This window comes from Aliihoeflea sp. 40Bstr573 (genome assembly GCF_024105655.1).
Lineage (GTDB): Bacteria > Pseudomonadota > Alphaproteobacteria > Rhizobiales > Rhizobiaceae > Aliihoeflea.
Genome location: NZ_JAAAMH010000026.1, coordinates 1 through 16,860 on the forward strand (window position 1 = coordinate 1; position 16,860 = coordinate 16,860).

The following is a 16,860-nucleotide window of genomic DNA, read 5'->3' on the forward strand; positions in this document are numbered from 1 at the left end:
ACAATCAACATCCAAAACACAAATGCCTCCGATGAAACCGGAGGCACTTTGATGACCCCACGTTAAGGGGTCCCGTTTGGACGAAAATCACCCCTTAAACAGGGTCCTCATTCCACGAAAAATCACACTCAGTTCCCGGGTCGGTCGCTGCGGTCAATGCTGACACTGCGATAGCAACCTCATTTCCCTTTCCGGTCCCAGTTGACTGGGATGACTGCGTGGCCTGAGTGAGATCGATAGGCTGCGGTCTGTTGCGGATCACACGCGCCTGGCTCGCTTCGGCGTAGGCATTGTAATGACCTTCGGAGATGTGGTGCTGAACTTCGCTGTTGTCTTCGGGAGACGGGATCGGGCCCGGGACGTTGGCGGAGTCCGGGCCGCGGTCAGCCCGCCACCTCTTTGTCTGGATCGGTCCATAGGAAATTCGCAGGATGAGAAGTTAGTTACCGCGTCGTTTCTCAGAGAAGCCTGAGGCCGACAGGATCATCGCGACAACGACCTATCAGTCGGGATCGGTCGAAGTCGGAAGGGAAGCGATGAAGTGCTCGAGATCCCGGCGCAGGATCAGGGTGCGCTTGCCGAGCTTGCGGACCGGCAAGCGACCTTCCTTGATGATGCAGTAGAGCGTGGACCGACCAATCCCGAGCAAGCGGGCGGTCTGGGCAATCGACAGTGCTGAAGTTTCCTGCATGGCCTTATCTCCATCTGGACCCGAACAATTCCGGGTGGATGCGGAGAAGCTGCCGTGCAGGAAGGCTAGAACCTAATTTCGCAATTTCGCGGCGATCAACTCCCCGCGGAATTTCTCCAGCTGAGCTTTTCTTTCCGGATCGCGCTGCCCTTTGGGTCCCCGTTTGAGATTTGGGTAGTGAGCCCGGTAGAGTTCTCGAACCATGTCTCTCGGAGCAGCTGGCTTCATGGTTCGGATCAAGTTTTCCATTTCATCTTGGGAAAGCGGCGCCAATTCCTGTGGCGTCTTGGCGATCATGCTTTCGACCAGTCGCCTCACGTCTGCCCGAGAGGTGGCACGGGTTGGCACCGGTTCGATGGCCGGCGTGTGTTCTGGCCATCTATCGAGAATGAACGCAGACTGGATTTGGACCTTGCGATATCCGGCGACGTGCATACCAAGGATCGCCCCCTCCCAAGGGTCACCTTCATCCGTTCCGATCAGTCGGTAAGGCAGGTCAGCGTCATTTGCATCGGACGTTGCAGTTAGACGCCAGATCCCGCTGGGTATCGGAACCAACGTCAGGGGCCCATCCTCGAACTGTCCTCGAACGAGTGATTCAGCAATTTCAGAAGGAAGGTCTGCCATTGCCGCAACAAATGTTTCGTTCGCGGTGTCTTCCCGAGCAGGGTACAAGTGCCGAGAAAGCGGCTGGCCACGCTGCGCAATCCAATCGAGCGCCGTCCCTAGACCGATCCAGCCCCTTTGCAGATCCTCGCGCTTTACAGATGGCTCCACGCAGGAACCTTTCGTGTGCACGTCCGCTTCAGAATTGTTAACCATGTGAACGCCTCCAATCGTCTGTTGAAACGGCTCCCGAACCGATACTGGCCGCTCAAAATGAGTTCGCCATCCACTTGTTGCTATTTGGTTGCTGTGACGACAACAATGAACCGAGATGACTTACAAATTTTATTCATATTCAAGATGTTGCAAAATAGCGCGTTAAGGCGCATCCAGCCCTTGAACCAGCGCGTGCGCTGCGGCAGCCATGTCTCGTAGTCGGCGGGCGCCGCCTCGTGCGTCGGCCGCGTGATCATGCCGATCCGATAGCCGAAGCGCGTCAGTCGCAAGCCCAGATCTGCATCCTCTGTGACGTTGTAGGGGTCCCAGCCGCCGACCGCGTCGAGGGCGTCGCGGCGGAAATGCGGCATTAGGTAGCTGACGCATATCAAGCGGACTTCCGCGCCATGTCTGCATGGCGATAATGCGGACTATGACTACGAGAATGGCGCGAACCGACACGTTCGAACACACGATAACCGGCCTGCTCAAGAAGCGGGCCGAGATGTTCGGCGAAGCCGAGCGGATCCGGGATCGGCTTGCCGAGATCAAGAACGATCTCAGTGCGCTGGACAGGGTGCTGGGGACGCTCGGTTACAGCGGTGATCTGGATGCTGCCGTGCCCCGCCAGAAACGCGACGTCATATTCGGGCGCGGCGAGCTGACGCGCGCGATCATGGAAGAGCTCAAGGCATCCTCGCAGGCTGTCGGAAGCCGCGAAATCGCGACGGGCATCATCCAGCTACGCGGCGACGATGCAAGGGATCGAAAATATCTGTCCGATCTCACCAAACGGGTGTCGAAAGCCTTGCGTCAGCAACGCGAGGAAGGGCGGGTGACTTCCGTTAAGGACGACCGCGGGAACACGTTGTGGAAGCGCAGGCAAACAACGGGATCAGGCCTCTAACTCTTCGGGATATGGCGTTGCCAATATCCTTGCCACCGCTCGGATGTCTTCTGGCTCAGGGCCGCGAAGGCGGCAAGCAGGAACTGCGTGCCGTTGTCGGAACGTCTGGTGTCCTCACGCCACGCCATCTCGCGAGCGTACGAATCCAGATATGGTCCCGAGATATGGTGATGCTGGCCGATCTCCGCCCGTCTTATCCGCGAGAAGAACGACTCCGCATGGTTGGTGCAGGCCTTGCCGTCGCTATAGGCTTCCTGATGGTTGATCCGGCGCATCTCGTAGAACATGTGAAGCGGGTCCCATCCCAACGCCTCGTCGGCGTGGATGATGCTGTCCAGCGTGATACGACGCTCGATCTCCGGGACGGATTGAGACTCTTTTCGCACGACGAACGGCAAAGTCCGGCCGCCTCTTTCGCGCATCACGACCACAACACGTCTCTTGCCGTTCTGGTTCTTCGCCAGACGCCTGTCGCGGCGGTTCTCGACGTAATTGCTCGGTTTCACGTATCCACCGAAATAGGCACCGTCGATCTCGACTTCGCCCTGCGCGGTACGGCCGACCGCGTCGACGCCGACGGCTTCCCGGATCTTGTGGCATAGGACGTAGGCCGTCTTGTACTGGACGTCGAGGTCCCGTGACAGCTGGAGGGCCGAATAGCCCTTCGCGGCGTTCACGAACATGGCGATCGCCAACAGGTAGGTCCTGATAGGCAGTTTCCGGTTGGCGAAGATCGTACCCGTCGTCACGCTGAATTGCTTGCCGCAGGCCTGGCATGAGTAGACCTGTCGCGACCGATGTCGATAGACCGCCTGACAAGCGCATCCCGGACAGACGGGGTCGCCATCGGTGTCGCACCACCGAATGAGGCGGAAAGTCTCCCGAGCTTCATCCTCGCTCAAGCGGGCGACCTTGAGGACCGAAAGCGTTCTCGCCTTAGCGGAAAGAAGAAAATGCTGTCCCTGGCCCATACCGCTCGCGCCCTGTTGCCGAGCGCTCCGATATGAGCTCGATCCGGTCGCGGATCAAAGCTAACTTATTGATCTGGTTAAAGTAAGATCCCCTCATCAGGGAGTCTCCGGTTAACGATGATAGCACACGAACGGGCACGCGCTTGACAAGGCCAGCGCGTGCCCGTTATCTGGAGCGAACGACGGGAATCGGACCCGTATTCTCTTAGGTGGGCGACCTAAGTGTTCTGCCTTTGAACTACGTTCGCCATGGTGGAGCACTGAACAGAAAGCGCTGGGATCACATCCCGGCGTTTTCGTTTTTCAGCACCCAAACTTCTCCGGCCTTCTCGATCCGGCCTTCCTTCTTGAGCCGCATGAGTTGCGGCGAGTGGCTTTTCTGCGCGATCTCCCGGCCGAACCTGCGCTTGATCTCTTTCCTCATTTCCGACGGCGTCCGTCCATTCGGCGCGTCCGCCAGCACGGCCATGACCATGTCCTTGATCGTGGCGGGTGAACTCTGCTCTACGGACGGTATCCCCCCTGCCTGCGCTCCAGGCGCTTCGGCAGGCCCCGTCCTTTTCAGGCCGAGCTGCCTTATCCATCCTTTGACCCGCTCCCGTTCGTCTACGAGCGGCCCGAGGTCGCTTTCGATGGCACGGATCTCGGCGTCGAGACGTTCAAGGCGCTCGAACAAAAGCTTCTCGGTTTCGAGAAACCCCGAAATCCGTCGATTTTGCTGGATGTCCCTCTCGAGTTCCATGAAGACCGGTCTACCGGCCGCGCCATGTCTCGTCAATCGTGAATCGATCGCGTGATTCTTAAAAAAGATGTCTTCGGGCTTCTGTGCATGTATAGGACATCGCCGCGGACATCTGTTGACACGCATTTGCTACCTAATACCGCGGAAATGGTTCGACGTCCCGCCAAGCGGTATCAGCGCCTGCCATGAGGCGAGCCGGGGTAGGAGCCCACGGAAGAGCGCGGCATATTCGAACGCGAAGAGGCGCGTCAGCAGCGGTCGCGACCGGGAAATGACCAGCGGCGCCTGCAGGCAGGCAAGGTCGTGCCCGCTGCGACTGAACTGATCGAAGGCCTCGCGAAGCTGCAACGGATGAGGCCGGTCCTCCGCGTCATAGAGCACCACGAATTCGCCCTTGCACTGGGGCAGGGCATAGGCAAGCGCCTTCGGCTTGGTGCGCGGATCGCCGCCCGGTACCACCAGCACCTCGAAGCACGGGTGCAACTCATGCGCAGCAAGCGCCGCCAGTGTCGCCGCATCGTCGCTTTCGCAGATCAGCTTGATCTCGAGTTTGGAGCGCGGCCAGTCGAGTTTGCCAAGTGCGATCAGAAGTTCCGGCACGATCGCCGCCTCGTTCCGCAGCGCGACGAGCACCGAGTAGACAGGCAGCGGCGCGCCTTCGTGCGGCTCGATCCGCGCCAGCTTCCACGGCCTGGCCGACATCGCTGCCGCGAAGCGCAGTAGCACGCAGCAAAGAAAGGCGACGCTGCCGAGGACATGGAAGACATGGGCAAAGAGACTGAGATCGAGCGCCGCAAACGTCAGCAACCCGGCTGTCGCGAGGCCGAGCACGAATCCTTGGCGGCCGGTCAGCACAGTGCGGGAGGACATGGATGGAGCGGCGTCCGCAAGGCCCGAGACAGCTTGGCGCATCAGTGAGACCCGGCTTCGCTCCTGGATCGCCCCCCGCAGGGTCGTCGGAGCAACGATGCATATCCGGCGCCGCAGGTCACCCTTTCCCTCGATCATTCGTACAAGATCTGCCAAGGGGGTGAGGTTGGGCGCGATCAGCAGGAGCGGAAGTACCTGCGAATGATAGGCGACGGGCGGCAGGTCGCCATTTCGCGAAAGCGCCTCGAACCGGATCGCTCTGCGAAGGTCGATCAGCGACGGCTCGACCTGCTCCAGAAACGGTACGTGGAGCATCTGGGCAAGCGCGCGACAGAATTCCGTCTCGGTGATGACCTGGGCCGCAATCAGTTCGGCGGCGATGCTCGTGTCGTTTGCCCGGCATCTGGCCGATGCCGTGGCGATGTCGGCAGGCGAGATGCCCAGCAGTTGGCCCAACCTGCGCCAGGGGGAAGGCCGGCGGCGATCAACGGTCCCTGAGCCGGTTGTGAAGGCTGAAGATCGCGAGGCAGGGCTTTCGCCATCGACGCTGCTGTCCGCTACCCCGTCGAGCATTCCTAAGCCATCCCGGGCACGGCATGGCTGCCCGTTCGGCATATCGACACGATCGTCATGAGGCCCCCGCCCACGTCGTCTAAATGCAAGTTATTGCACGTTAAAGTTTAGATGGCGCTTATGTCCAGTCGAAATGTGCGAGTGGAAAGGCTAGAATATTGCACGATAGTCTAAATCGGGCGTGGATCCCCAGGACTTCGATGTCGGCAATGGCGACCGTTGGAAAGCGGCCTCAGGTGATGTAGCCCAGCCGGATGGCCTCGGCGACCGCCTGCACGCGGTTCACGGCGCCCAGTTTCGACTTGGCGCTGAGCAGATGCTTTTCTGACGTGTGTTCCGAAATGCCGAGAATCTGGGAAATTTCCCATTCCGATTTGCCGAGCGCTGCCCAGCGGATGCATTCGCGCTCGCGCGCAGTCAGTTCGGGGCGAGCACGTTGCGCTATGGCGATTTGCGACAATTGGAGGGCGCGCGTCGCGGTATGTGACGCGGCCAGATGCAGCGTCCCGATCTCGAGCGGATCGATGTCGAGCGTTTCACCGGCGAGAGAAACGAAAACGATGTCGCTCTCGAGCGTGATGATGGGCAAAACGAGTCCCTGCTTGATATTGAACTCGCTGGCCTCGTCGAACATCAGTTGAGCGCGCGGAGAAAGTCCCTGCATTGACCCGGCGCCCCTCCATGGAGCCGGGCGCGGGTCGTGGCGAATGACCTTGGCCAGCGGATCGCAGTCGAAGTAATCTTCGTTGACATAATGGTCCAGCCACTCTTCCGGCCAGGTATACGTCAGCAAATGCGCCTTCTTGGCCTCGGGCCTGAGCCCGCTGTCGGGCAGCGTGCCGACAAGCACGCGATCGAGCCCGTAATGCGAGCTCAGGGCAAGAAATTTGTCCTGGACGGCGTCGATGGAATGAGCGGCTTGCAGGTCGGCTACGAATTGAAGCGTCTCGTCTAGGGAGCGCACGGCCGATGCCCTTTTGAATTCGGTTCCGAACGATAGTATGTGTCCAAAATGGTGTTGCGCAACAACTTTTCCTTGTGGCGGTGCTGTTGCACCTTTTCTGAACCCGAACTTCTTCTTTCCGTCATGTCCGGCGCATAGGCTGGACCAAATCGATTCTGGAGCGATCACATGCCGACAGGTCACATCGTCCGCGCCTATGACGAGGATCTGGCCAGGCTCGGCGCGCGCATAGCGGCCATGGGCGGCCAGGCAGAGCGGCTGGTGGAGCAGGCGGTCGCCGCGCTGGTCAATTCGGATCTGACGCTGGCGCGCCACGTCGTCGATGCCGACAAGGCGCTCGACGAGGCGCATCGGGAGATCGACGAGAAGGCGGTTGCGCTCATCGCCCGTCGTCAGCCGATGGCCGGCGACCTGCGCGAAATCCTCAGCGCCATCCGCATCGCCGCGGATCTGGAGCGCGTCGGCGACATGGGCAAGAACATCGGCAAGCGCGTCAGCGCGATTGCCGAGACACGGCAGCCGCCCCGGCTTTTCCGAGGGCTCGAAGCCCTGTCGGACCTTGCTTTGACGCAACTCAAGGACGTGCTGGATTTATATGCGACGCGTTCTGTCGAGCGCGTGCCGTTCATCCGCGACCGGGACGAACAGATCGACGCGATGTACACGTCGCTCTTCCGCGAGCTCCTGACCTACATGATGGAAGACCCGCGCAACATCACCGCCTGCACGCATCTGCTCTTTTGCGCCAAGAACATCGAGCGCATTGGCGACCATGCCACCAACATCGTCGAGACGGTCTATTTTATCGTGACGGGCGAGCAGCTGCCGCCGGATCGTCCCAAGGAGGACGAGAGCCATCGTGTGGTGATGGACGCCGCGCGGTTCGCGGCGCAGTAAGCACCAGCTCGCGCGTTCGGCAGCCGGACGCAAACGCCTGGTCTCGCACGAATGCGGCTGAGAAAAACGGATGGTTCAGGAGACCGCAGTCGCCGAAATGTCCGCAGCTGGAGAACTCAGCCGCGGCGCCGGCGCTCGGCGACCGGCTGGTAGGCGGCGCGCGCATGATAGGCGCAATAAGGCCCACAATCGCCGACATCGTTGCCGCAGAACGAGAATTCCTCGGCCAACGGATCGCCATTCGGCCATTTGCAGGTCCGTTCCGACAGTTCGATCAGCTTGAGATTGCGCGACAGTGGCACGACGACGCTGCTGAGGCGCGGTGCGGGTGCGGTTTCCGGCTGCGCGTCAAAGCGGGCCTGCAGCGCGGTCGCTCCGATCGTGGTCGTTACCGGACGGCTGGGTCGAGGCGCCTTGGGGGCCGAAGGTGCCGTCTTTTTCGGGCGCGGCGTCGCAGAGGATGCGCGCCCGCGGCCCGACAGCTTCAGTCGGTGCACCTTGCCGATGACCGCGTTGCGGCTGACACCCCCGAGCTGGGTTGCGATCTGGCTGGCGCTGAGCCCCTCCGACCACAGCTTCTTGAGAAGTTCAACCCGCTCGTCGGTCCAGTTCATGGCGACACGCTCCTAAGTGAGGTGCGGAATCCGAATCCGTTCCCGCTCGGGCAACTGCCGAGTGGGCACCGCGTTGAGCTTGGTGATTAGATCCGCCGCACGAAATCTAGTTCTTTATTGGCCCGAAACTACAATATGCGCTGACTCGGTGACAAGAGTCGGCCGGACACACCGATTCTGTTTTTTCGGTTTTCCCCAACTTGGGCGCTTTGCGTGTCGCCGAACTGTCGTGTGGCTCGGGCGCCAAGCGCGCGGATGACGCTGCGTTGCAAAGAATTGACAGCGCGCCCGTGAACGCTGATAAAGACGGGCACAAGCCGCCCTCGAGGCGGATTTTTTGTTTTGATCGCGTCCCCGGATGGAGTGAGGCCATGGGCGGTTCGGCCCTTTTCGAGACCTACAACCGTGCGCCGCTTCGCTTCGAACGCGGCGAGGGCGTGTGGCTCTATACGCAGGACGGTGAACGCTATCTCGATTTCGCGGCCGGCATCGCCGTCAATTCGCTCGGCCACTCGCATCCTCATCTCGTCGAGACGCTGAAGTCGCAGGCCGAGAAGCTGTGGCACGTATCCAACCTCTACGAGGTGCCTGAGCAGACGCGTCTTGGCGAGCGCCTGACCGACGCAACCTTCGCCGACAGGGCGTTCTTCGCCAATTCGGGCGCCGAAGCGCTCGAATGCGCCATCAAGACCGCCCGGCGCTATCACTATGCCAAGGGTCACGCCGGGCGCTACCGCATCATCACTTTCGAGGGCGCTTTCCACGGCCGCACGCTGGCCACCATCGCGGCCGGCGGCCAGCCCAAATATCTCGAAGGTTTCGGCCCGAAGGTGCAGGGCTTCGACCAGGTTCCTTTCGGCGACATCGAGGCTGTCGAGAAGGCGATCACGGAAGAGACCGCCGCCATATTGATCGAGCCGGTGCAGGGAGAGGGCGGCATCCGCCCGATCGAAGCTGACATCCTTGGTCGGCTGCGCGCGCTTTGCGAAAAGAACGGCCTGCTCCTCATCTATGACGAGGTCCAGTGCGGCATCGGCCGCACCGGCAAGCTCTTTGCCTATCAGTGGTCCGGCATCGCGCCCGACATCATGGCGATCGCCAAGGGCATCGGCGGCGGCTTCCCGCTCGCCGCGTGCCTGGCGACCGACGAGGCCGCGACCGGCATGGTCCCGGGTGTCCACGGCACGACCTTTGGCGGCAACCCGCTCGCCATGGCGGTTGGCAATGCCGTGCTCGACGTCGTCCTCGAAGAGGGATTCCTCGATGAGGTCAGGCGCAAGTCCCTGCTTCTCAAGCAGTCGCTCGCCTCCGTTGTCGACGAGTTTCCGGAGGTCTTCGAGGGGGTGCGCGGGGCAGGCCTCATGCTCGGCCTCAAGTGCCGCATGCCCAATGGCGAGGTGAACCTTGCCTTGAGGGGACGTCACTTCCTTGGCGTCCCGGCGGGCGACAATGTCGTTCGGCTCCTGCCGCCGCTCAACGTCACCGACGAGGAAATCCGCATCGCCGTCGAGGCGATCCGCGACGCCGCATCCGACCTCGCGCTTCCCGCGCGCAGGGCCGGCTCGGCCGCCTGAGAAACGAGACCATGGCTTCAGCATTCCGGCATTTCACCGACCTTTCCGCCATCGCATCGGGCGACCTGCGCGCCATTTTGAATGACGCGCGCGCCCGCAAGACGCGCCTCAAGGCTGGCGAACGCGAGCGACCGCTGGAAGGCAAGGTGCTGGCGATGATCTTCGACAAGCCGTCGACCCGCACCCGTGTCTCCTTCGATGTCGGCATGCGCCAGCTCGGCGGCGAGACGCTGATGCTGACGGGCACGGAAATGCAGCTTGGTCGCTCGGAGACGATCGCCGACACCGCGCGCGTCCTTTCGCGCTACGTCGATGCCATCATGATGCGCACGACGGAGCACGATCGTCTTCTGGAGATGACCGAGCACGCGACGATCCCGGTCATCAATGGCCTGACCGACGACACCCATCCTTGCCAGATCATGGCCGATCTGATGACCTTCGAGGAGCATCGCGGACCCGTCGAGGACAAGCTCCTCGCATGGACGGGTGACGGCAACAACGTGCTGCACTCGCTGGCCGAAGCCTCGGCGCGGTTCAATTTCCGCCTGAACATCGCCGTTCCGGCGGGCAGCGAGCCGGACGCGAAGTTCGTCGACTGGTCGAAGGCGAATGGCGGCCGCATCGAGTTCCACGACAGCGCGGCAGCGGCAGTTGCGGGCGCCGATTGCGTCGTCACGGACACCTGGGTTTCGATGAACCAGGAGCATCGTGCGCGCGGCCACAACGTATTCCAGCCCTATCAGGTCAACGCCGAGCTGATGGCAGGAGCAAAGCCCGATGCTCTCTTCATGCATTGCCTTCCCGCCCATCGCGGCGAAGAGGTGACGGACGAGGTCATCGACGGCCCGAACTCGGTCGTCTTCGACGAGGCGGAGAACCGGCTGCACGCTCAAAAGGCGGTGCTTGCCTGGTGCTTCGGCGCTTGATTGGGCAGAGCCCGGCACATATCTGCCGCGCAACATGGATAGGTCTGGCCTTGCCAGCGGGCGCAGCGCGCGGAGATCGCGTCGGCCCGAGGATAGGAATGTTCCCGTGACAGCACCGCACGCAAAGCTCGGCGATTTCGGTTTCGCCGGTGATGATACCGTCGTTCCGTTTCAGGTGGCCCCGCTCGATGCGCGCGGCCGCGTTGTCCAGCTCGGCCCGATCCTTGATGCGATCCTCGGCCGGCACGACTATCCCGAGCCCGTCGCGCGGCTTCTCGCCGAGGCGATGACGCTGACCGTGCTGCTCGGCACGTCGCTCAAATTCGAAGGCAAGTTCATCCTCCAGACCCGTTCGGACGGGCCGGTGGACATGCTCGTCGCCGACTTCACCACGCCCGGCTCGCTGCGCGCCTACGCCAGCTTCGATGCCGAGCGCGTCGCCGAGGCGAGCGCGGCCGGCGCGGCGACGCCCGCCGACCTCCTTGGCAAAGGCGTTCTGGCGCTGACTATCGACCAGGGGCAGCACATGCAGCGCTACCAGGGCATCGTGCAGCTCGACTCCACCTCGCTCGAGGACGCGGCCCGCACCTATTTCCGCCAGTCGGAGCAGATTCCGACCGAAGTGCGCCTGTCGGTCGCGCGGCAGATGGTCAAGGGCTCGAACGGCTTTGACGGGCACTGGCGTTCCGGCGGGCTGATGTCGCAGTTCCTTCCCGAGGCGCCCGAGCGGCTGCGTCTGCCCGACCTTCCGGGCGGCGACGGCGACAATGGCGAGATCCCCGATCCGACCGATGATGCCTGGGCGGAGGTGCAGGCGCTGGTTTCCACCATCGAGGCGGACGAGCTGATCGATCCGACCGTCGGCCCCGAGCGCCTTCTCTACCGGCTCTTCCACGAGCATGGCGTCCACGTCTTCGAAGGCTCGAACGTGGTGGACGACTGCTCCTGCTCGCGCGACAAAATCCGCGGCATCCTTGACGGCTTCACGGAAGAGGAAATCTCCGACAGCATCGAGGATGGGAAGATCAAGGTCTCCTGCGAGTTCTGCTCGACCCACTACGAGTTCGATCCCGCCGACTTCGTCACGCGGAACTGAACAGGGCAATCAGGTCCTGCCGCTCGTTGTCCTTGCCGCCCGGAAGGGCAGCGAGGCGACGCTCTTTGACGAGATTGCCGGTGAGAATGCTGCGCTTTGGCCATGCACCGATGGCTAAGCCACATTTGCGCCACTTTTGTTAACGTGTGACTTAAAGCTTCATCAATCGTGCGGTTGCAGGATGCCTCGAAGTTCGGCAAGCGGGGGGCAACGCTACCGGATGTACGATGATCATAAGACTGGCAATAATCTGGCTCCTGGTTGCAGGCTTCGCAGCCGGCTTCGCAGAACTCGTCACCTCCGACACGGTCGGACGGAGCGATCGCGCGGGCTCTCCATGCCATGAATGGTCGAACCCGGACTGTTCCGCCCCCGCCATGGGCGCCCCAATGAACTGATTAGCATTGCGGAAACCATAATCTGCCAAGGTCCGCCGTGATACACAGCCGATCGGAACGAGCATGCCCGCACTGTCAGCCGGCCACGAGGAAGAGATCGCAGAGGCCGTCTGCGAGATCGCCGTCCTCCTTGCGCAGGCCATCCATCAGATCGACCCCGACGCCGCGCAGCGAATGAACTTCGCCGCCGGCAAGGCATTCAACCGCCATCTCGGCCAGGACCAGAAGCTCGCTGCCGACCTGATGTACCGCTTCGGCCGCGCTCTGGTCGACCGCTCGCTTTTTCCGGTAGGCGAGGGCGGCGACGAGCAACTCAATTGACGGAGTGACGTTCGCCCGGCAGATCGAGAGAGAAGGCCGGAATGGCGACGTCGAACTCCCGGCCGGTTTCATCGCGCATCCTGTACTCGCCCACCATGAAGCCGGATGCGGTGCCGAGCGGGCAGCCGGACGTGTATTGGAAGCTGTCGCCGGGCTCGAGTTCAGGCTGCTCACCAACGACGCCGGCGCCACGCACCTCCTCGAGCTTGCCAGTGGAATCGGTGATGCGCCAGTGCCGCGATATGAGCTTCACGCCCTGCGTTCCGTGATTGGCAATGGTGACCCGGTAGGCCCAGAAATAGCGGCTGGCTTCCGGCTGCGAACGCTCCTCCAGATAGAAGGGCTCGACGGTGATTTCGATGCCGCGTGTCGTGGTTCGGTACATCAGTTGCGTCCACTGGCTGTCACCGCGCATTAACGCACATTGCCGACATTTCGGTGCATTTGCGGCGAAGTTGAAGCGAAAGTGATGATCGTGTCGGAGTGCTGTGCCGTAATGAGCGCAGCAAAGGAGCGACGCGATGCTGGATGGCTGGGCAAGGACAAGGATCGATCCGGCGCTTGATCGGATAGGTCGATCCCTTGCGCGCCTTGGCATCGGTGCGGATGCGGTGACCGTTCTTGCCTTTCTCCTCGGCATCGCCGCCTTCATCGCCATCGCTTCCGGCTCATACTGGCTCGGCCTTGCGCTCATCCTCATCAGCCGCCTCGGCGACGGCCTCGACGGCGCCGTCGCGCGCCACACGCGAAAGACCGATTTCGGGGGCTATCTCGACATCGTGCTCGACTTCGCGTTCTACGGCCTCGTTCCGCTCGGCTTCGTCCTTGCCGATCCGGCGGTAAATGGGCTGGCCGGCGCCGTCCTGATCTTGTCCTTCTATGTCAACGGTGCAAGCTTCCTCGCCTATTCCGTCATGGCAGAAAGGCGCGGCCTGACGACCGAGGCCCGAGGCGAAAAATCCATCTTCTTCACCACCGGACTGGCGGAGGCGACGGAAACGATCGCCTTCTTCGTCGCCTTCTGCCTGTTGCCGGCATGGTTTCCGGTACTGGCCCTCGTCTTCGCCGGGCTCTGCTTCTACACCGCGCTGTCGCGCATCGTCATCGCCAAAAAGACCTTCGGCTAGATCGCGTCCAACGCCCGGTCGAGGTCCGCCATCAGGTCACCGGCATCTTCCAGTCCCACCGAAAGGCGAACCGTGCCGGGTGTGATCCCCAGGTCGGCGCGCGCCTCTTCCGTCAGGTTTTTGTGCGTGGTCGTCGCCGGATGGGTGATGAGGCTTTTCGCGTCGCCAAGATTGTTGGAAATCCGTACGATCTCCAGCGCGTTCTGGAAGGCGAACGCGCCGGGCTTGCCGCCCTTCGTCTCGAAACAGATGAGCGTCGAGCCGCCGCTCATCTGGCGGGCGATGATCTCGGCCTGCGGATGGTCGGCGCGTCCCGGATAGATCACGCGCGAAACCTTCGGGTGCGCCGCCAGATGATCGGCGATCCGCGCCGCGCTCTCGGTCTGCTGCTTCACCCGGATCGGCAGCGTCTCGAGACCCTTGAGTAGGGTCCACGCGTTGAAGGGCGAGAGCGACGGGCCGGTATGACGGAAATAGTCGTGCAAATTCTCGTCGATCCATTTCTTGTCGGAAAGGATGATCCCGCCGAGGCACCGTCCCTGGCCGTCGATATGCTTCGTCGCGGAATAGACGACGACATGCGCGCCAAGTTCGAGCGGCTTTTGCTGCAAGGGCGTCGCGAAGACGTTGTCGACGACCACTCGCGCGCCGATGCCGTTTGCAATCCTTGCGACGGCCGCGATGTCCACGACTTCGAGCGTCGGATTGGTCGGGCTTTCGAGGAAGAAGAGCTTGGTGTTGGGCCGCACCGCCGCTTCCCACTGGGCAAGGTCACGCCCGTCGACCAGCGTCGACTCGATGCCGTATTTCGGCATCAGCGTTTCCACCACCCATCGGCACGAACCGAACAGCGCGCGCGCCGCGACCACATGGTCGCCCGCCTTGACCGAGCAGAGCAGGGCGGCCGAGATCGCCGCCATGCCAGATGCGGTGGCCCGCGCGTCCTCTGCGCCTTCGAGCGCGCACATGCGCTTTTCGAAGATGTCGACGGTGGGGTTGGCGTAGCGCGAATAGATGAAGCCCGGCTCGTCGCCCTTGAAGCGCGCCTCGGCCGATTCCGAACTGTCGTAGACGAAGCCCTGCGTCAGATACATCGCCTCGGACGTCTCGCCGAACTGCGAGCGCATCGTCGCACCATGCACGAGTTGGGTTGCGGGCTTCCAGTTCTTCTCGTTCGACATAGGCATCATCCAGACACAAAAAAACCGGCCGCGAACAGTCGCGCCGGTCCATACAGCCTTGCGGCCCACGGTCCTTTAGCGACTTGTTTTACGTGGCTGCAAGCCGACCGGCAAATCACCACGGGATAAGGCGGGATCTATAGGCTTTCGTGCCTTGCGTCAATTCGTGACCTGGTTAAACCTCGCCGCCAATCGAGGGCGCCAAGAGGGGTAGGCACCGTGCGTCAGACGGGAATATTGCCGGACCGGCAGATCGGTGAACTGTTCGCCAGCGGCGCGCTGTCCTGCGACCGCGCGCTCGACGCCGACCAGATCCAGCCGGCCAGTCTCGATCTTCGCTTGGGCAAGCGCGCCTATCGTGTGCGCGCCAGCTTCCTGCCCGGTCCGGGAAACCGCGTCGCCGACAAGCTCGAACGCTTCAAGCTGCACGAATTCGACCTTGGAGCCGGCGCGGTTCTGGAGACGGGGTGCGTGTACATCGTGCCGATTCTGGAGACGTTGAGACTGCCGGCGAACATCGCCGCCTCGGCGAACCCGAAGAGCTCGACCGGACGCCTCGACATCTTCACCCGCGTCATGACGGATTTCGGCGCCGAGTTCGACAAGATCCCGGCCGGCTATGATGGCCCGCTCTATCTCGAGATCAGCCCGCGCACCTTCCCGATCGTGGTGCGCACCGGCTCGCGCCTGTCGCAGATCCGCTTCCGGATCGGCAACGCTCTGCTGGACGAGACGGCGCTGCACGAGCTTCACAAGGCCGAAACGCTGGTCGCGGCGGCGAACCCGGACATTTCGGGCGGCGGCATCGCGCTTTCGATCGACCTGACGGGTGACGCGAACGGTCTGATCGGCTATCGCGGCAAGCACCATTCGGCCGTTGTCGACGTCGACAAGCGCGCCGCGCAGGATGTGCTGGATTTCTGGGAGCCGCTCCATGATCGCGGCAGCAAGGAACTCATCCTCGACCCGGACGAGTTCTACATTCTCGTCAGCCAGGAGGCGGTCCATGTCCCGCCCGACCATGCGGCCGAGATGACGCCGTTCGATCCGCTCGTCGGCGAGTTCCGCGTCCACTATGCCGGTTTTTTCGATCCCGGCTTCGGCCATTCGGCCGCCGGCGGCACCGGCAGCCGCGCGGTGCTCGAAGTGCGCAGCCACGAGGTTCCCTTCATCCTCGAACACGGCCAGACGGTCGGCCGCCTCGTCTACGAGCACATGCTGGAGCGCCCGAAGGCGCTCTACGGCGCCGATCTCAAGTCGAACTATCAGGCGCAGGGCCTGAAGCTGTCGAAGCATTTTCGCTAGTCCGCAGCGCCTGGATTTCCGCCCGCAGCGCCCGCACCTCGTGCAGGATCATGTCCTGCTCGTCCTTCATCTGCGAGCGCTCTTCCGATGCGGTCGATTCATGCTCCTCCTGCATGGCCGACACGATGATACCGATGAAGAGGTTGAGAACGGCAAACGAGGTCGTGACGATGAACGGAATGAAAAAGAGCCAGGACCAGGGATAGACCTCCATCACCGGCCGCACGATGCCCATGGACCAGCTTTCCAGCGTCATGATCTGGAAGAGCGTATAGGCGCTTTCGCCGATGGTGCCGAACCATTCGGGAAATGACGCAGCAAAGAGCTTCGTCGCCATCACCGAAGAGACGTAGAAGACCAGCCCAAGCAGAAGCACGATGGAACCCATGCCCGGCAGGGCTGCCACGAGCCCGCCGACGACCCGGCGCAGCGACGGCACGACGCTGACGATCCGAAGCACGCGCAGAATGCGCAACGCGCGCAGGACGGACAGATTGCCGGTCGCCGGCATCAAGGCGATGCCCACCACGATCAAGTCGAAGATGCGCCACGGATCATTGAAGAAGCGGCCGCGATAGACGAACGCACGCGCTGCAAGTTCGGCGACGAAGACCGCCAGCACCACTCGATCGATGAAAATCAAAATGGCGCCGAAGCGGGACATGATGGCCTGCGAGGTTTCCAGTCCCAGCGTGATCGCGTTGACGATAATCAAGATGGTGATGAAAAGTTCGAAGCGGCGCGATTCGATCAGCGTCTGCAAGCGTGTCACGTCGGTCATCCTGAAGGTTGGAAAGTCGGCGCCACAAGTGGGCGAGCCAACGCGGTCCGTCAACGGTCCACAGCTACAAATCACCCTTGACGCGCTCGTGCTGCTC

General features: G+C 62.1%; 18 protein-coding genes, 1 tRNA gene, 1 pseudogene and 1 riboswitch. Of the genes and pseudogenes, 8 read left to right on the top strand and 12 right to left on the bottom strand.

Features of this window, described 5'->3' with window-relative positions; all coding sequences use genetic code 11:
• Window positions 1–502 precede the first annotated feature (502 nt).
• The 3 genes and pseudogenes from GTK01_RS18895 to GTK01_RS18905 all read right to left on the bottom strand — a co-directional run.
• The gene (locus GTK01_RS18895) at window positions 503–691 is read right to left on the bottom strand and encodes a helix-turn-helix domain-containing protein (RefSeq protein ID WP_252928998.1); all 189 of its coding nucleotides are present in this window, start codon (window positions 689–691) and stop codon (window positions 503–505) included.
• 72 nt (window positions 692–763) lie between these two features.
• Window positions 764–1,513 carry a hypothetical protein gene (locus GTK01_RS18900; RefSeq protein WP_252929000.1) on the bottom strand — a complete coding sequence of 250 codons (750 nt, stop codon included), beginning with the start codon at window positions 1,511–1,513 and terminating at the stop codon, window positions 764–766.
• Window positions 1,514–1,593: 80 nt separating this feature from the next.
• Window positions 1,594–1,878 (bottom strand): annotated as a pseudogene (locus GTK01_RS18905) (glycosyltransferase family 2 protein); the annotation flags it as partial.
• 80 nt (window positions 1,879–1,958) lie between these two features.
• Here GTK01_RS18905 and GTK01_RS18910 point away from each other — a divergent pair.
• Window positions 1,959–2,420 carry a hypothetical protein gene (locus tag GTK01_RS18910; RefSeq protein ID WP_252929009.1) on the top strand — a complete coding sequence of 154 codons (462 nt, stop codon included), beginning with the start codon at window positions 1,959–1,961 and terminating at the stop codon, window positions 2,418–2,420.
• Here GTK01_RS18910 and GTK01_RS18915 read toward each other — a convergent pair.
• The 5 genes from GTK01_RS18915 to GTK01_RS18940 form a co-directional block, all read right to left on the bottom strand.
• Window positions 2,417–3,391, bottom strand: a complete 975-nt coding sequence (locus GTK01_RS18915) for an IS1595 family transposase (protein ID WP_252929011.1) — start codon at window positions 3,389–3,391, stop codon at window positions 2,417–2,419. The genes GTK01_RS18910 and GTK01_RS18915 overlap by 4 nt on opposite strands.
• 171 nt (window positions 3,392–3,562) lie before the next feature.
• Window positions 3,563–3,639: transfer RNA gene (locus GTK01_RS18920), tRNA-Gly, on the bottom strand.
• A 32-nt stretch (window positions 3,640–3,671) separates the two neighbouring features.
• Window positions 3,672–4,067, bottom strand: coding sequence for a hypothetical protein (locus GTK01_RS18925; RefSeq protein ID WP_252929014.1), 396 nt, complete (start codon window positions 4,065–4,067; stop codon window positions 3,672–3,674).
• Window positions 4,068–4,262: 195 nt separating this feature from the next.
• On the bottom strand, window positions 4,263–5,459 hold the full coding sequence (locus tag GTK01_RS18930; RefSeq protein WP_252929026.1) for a glycosyltransferase: 1,197 nt from the start codon (window positions 5,457–5,459) through the stop codon (window positions 4,263–4,265).
• Between the two features lie 349 nt (window positions 5,460–5,808).
• The gene (locus tag GTK01_RS18940) at window positions 5,809–6,708 is read right to left on the bottom strand and encodes an autoinducer binding domain-containing protein (RefSeq protein WP_371924398.1); all 900 of its coding nucleotides are present in this window, start codon (window positions 6,706–6,708) and stop codon (window positions 5,809–5,811) included.
• Between GTK01_RS18940 and phoU the strand changes: the two genes are divergently transcribed.
• Complete coding sequence (gene phoU / locus GTK01_RS18945) at window positions 6,709–7,437, top strand: phosphate signaling complex protein PhoU (protein ID WP_252929029.1); 729 nt, start codon at window positions 6,709–6,711, stop codon at window positions 7,435–7,437. It begins immediately after the preceding gene.
• A gap of 116 nt (window positions 7,438–7,553) precedes the next feature.
• Here phoU and GTK01_RS18950 read toward each other — a convergent pair whose 3' ends face one another.
• On the bottom strand, window positions 7,554–8,051 hold the full coding sequence (locus GTK01_RS18950; RefSeq protein ID WP_252929031.1) for a GcrA family cell cycle regulator: 498 nt from the start codon (window positions 8,049–8,051) through the stop codon (window positions 7,554–7,556).
• Between the two features lie 371 nt (window positions 8,052–8,422).
• Here GTK01_RS18950 and GTK01_RS18955 point away from each other — a divergent pair, with 371 nt between their 5' ends.
• From GTK01_RS18955 to GTK01_RS18970, 4 genes are all read left to right on the top strand, one after another.
• Window positions 8,423–9,625 (top strand): aspartate aminotransferase family protein, encoded by a 1,203-nt coding sequence (locus tag GTK01_RS18955; protein ID WP_252929033.1) that lies wholly within the window; start codon window positions 8,423–8,425, stop codon window positions 9,623–9,625.
• Window positions 9,626–9,636: 11 nt separating this feature from the next.
• On the top strand, window positions 9,637–10,554 hold the full coding sequence (argF, locus tag GTK01_RS18960; RefSeq protein ID WP_252929035.1) for an ornithine carbamoyltransferase: 918 nt from the start codon (window positions 9,637–9,639) through the stop codon (window positions 10,552–10,554).
• Window positions 10,555–10,660: 106 nt separating this feature from the next.
• Entirely contained in the window at window positions 10,661–11,650 is a 990-nt protein-coding gene (locus GTK01_RS18965) for an Hsp33 family molecular chaperone (RefSeq protein WP_252929036.1), read from the top strand.
• Between the two features lie 461 nt (window positions 11,651–12,111).
• Entirely contained in the window at window positions 12,112–12,369 is a 258-nt protein-coding gene (locus GTK01_RS18970) for a hypothetical protein (RefSeq protein ID WP_252929038.1), read from the top strand.
• Here the strand turns inward: GTK01_RS18970 and apaG are convergent.
• On the bottom strand, window positions 12,362–12,754 hold the full coding sequence (gene apaG / locus GTK01_RS18975) for a Co2+/Mg2+ efflux protein ApaG (protein WP_252929040.1): 393 nt from the start codon (window positions 12,752–12,754) through the stop codon (window positions 12,362–12,364). The two genes, GTK01_RS18970 and apaG, sit on opposite strands and share 8 nt — an antisense overlap.
• A 136-nt stretch (window positions 12,755–12,890) precedes the next feature.
• On the opposite strand from apaG, the gene GTK01_RS18980 reads away from it, so the two are divergent.
• Window positions 12,891–13,496 (top strand): CDP-alcohol phosphatidyltransferase family protein, encoded by a 606-nt coding sequence (locus tag GTK01_RS18980; protein WP_252929042.1) that lies wholly within the window; start codon window positions 12,891–12,893, stop codon window positions 13,494–13,496.
• On the opposite strand, the gene GTK01_RS18985 is transcribed toward GTK01_RS18980, so the two are convergent.
• A complete protein-coding gene (locus GTK01_RS18985; protein WP_252929044.1) occupies window positions 13,493–14,677 on the bottom strand; it encodes an O-succinylhomoserine sulfhydrylase in 1,185 nt (394 codons plus the stop codon). The two genes, GTK01_RS18980 and GTK01_RS18985, sit on opposite strands and share 4 nt — an antisense overlap.
• A 55-nt stretch (window positions 14,678–14,732) precedes the next feature.
• A riboswitch (SAM riboswitch) is annotated at window positions 14,733–14,809 on the bottom strand.
• 87 nt (window positions 14,810–14,896) lie between these two features.
• On the opposite strand from GTK01_RS18985, the gene GTK01_RS18990 reads away from it, so the two are divergent.
• On the top strand, window positions 14,897–15,982 hold the full coding sequence (locus GTK01_RS18990; protein WP_252929046.1) for a 2'-deoxycytidine 5'-triphosphate deaminase: 1,086 nt from the start codon (window positions 14,897–14,899) through the stop codon (window positions 15,980–15,982).
• Here GTK01_RS18990 and GTK01_RS18995 read toward each other — a convergent pair.
• The gene (locus GTK01_RS18995) at window positions 15,930–16,763 is read right to left on the bottom strand and encodes an ion transporter (RefSeq protein ID WP_256483977.1); all 834 of its coding nucleotides are present in this window, start codon (window positions 16,761–16,763) and stop codon (window positions 15,930–15,932) included. The genes GTK01_RS18990 and GTK01_RS18995 overlap by 53 nt on opposite strands.
• Window positions 16,764–16,860: the final 97 nt, after the last annotated feature.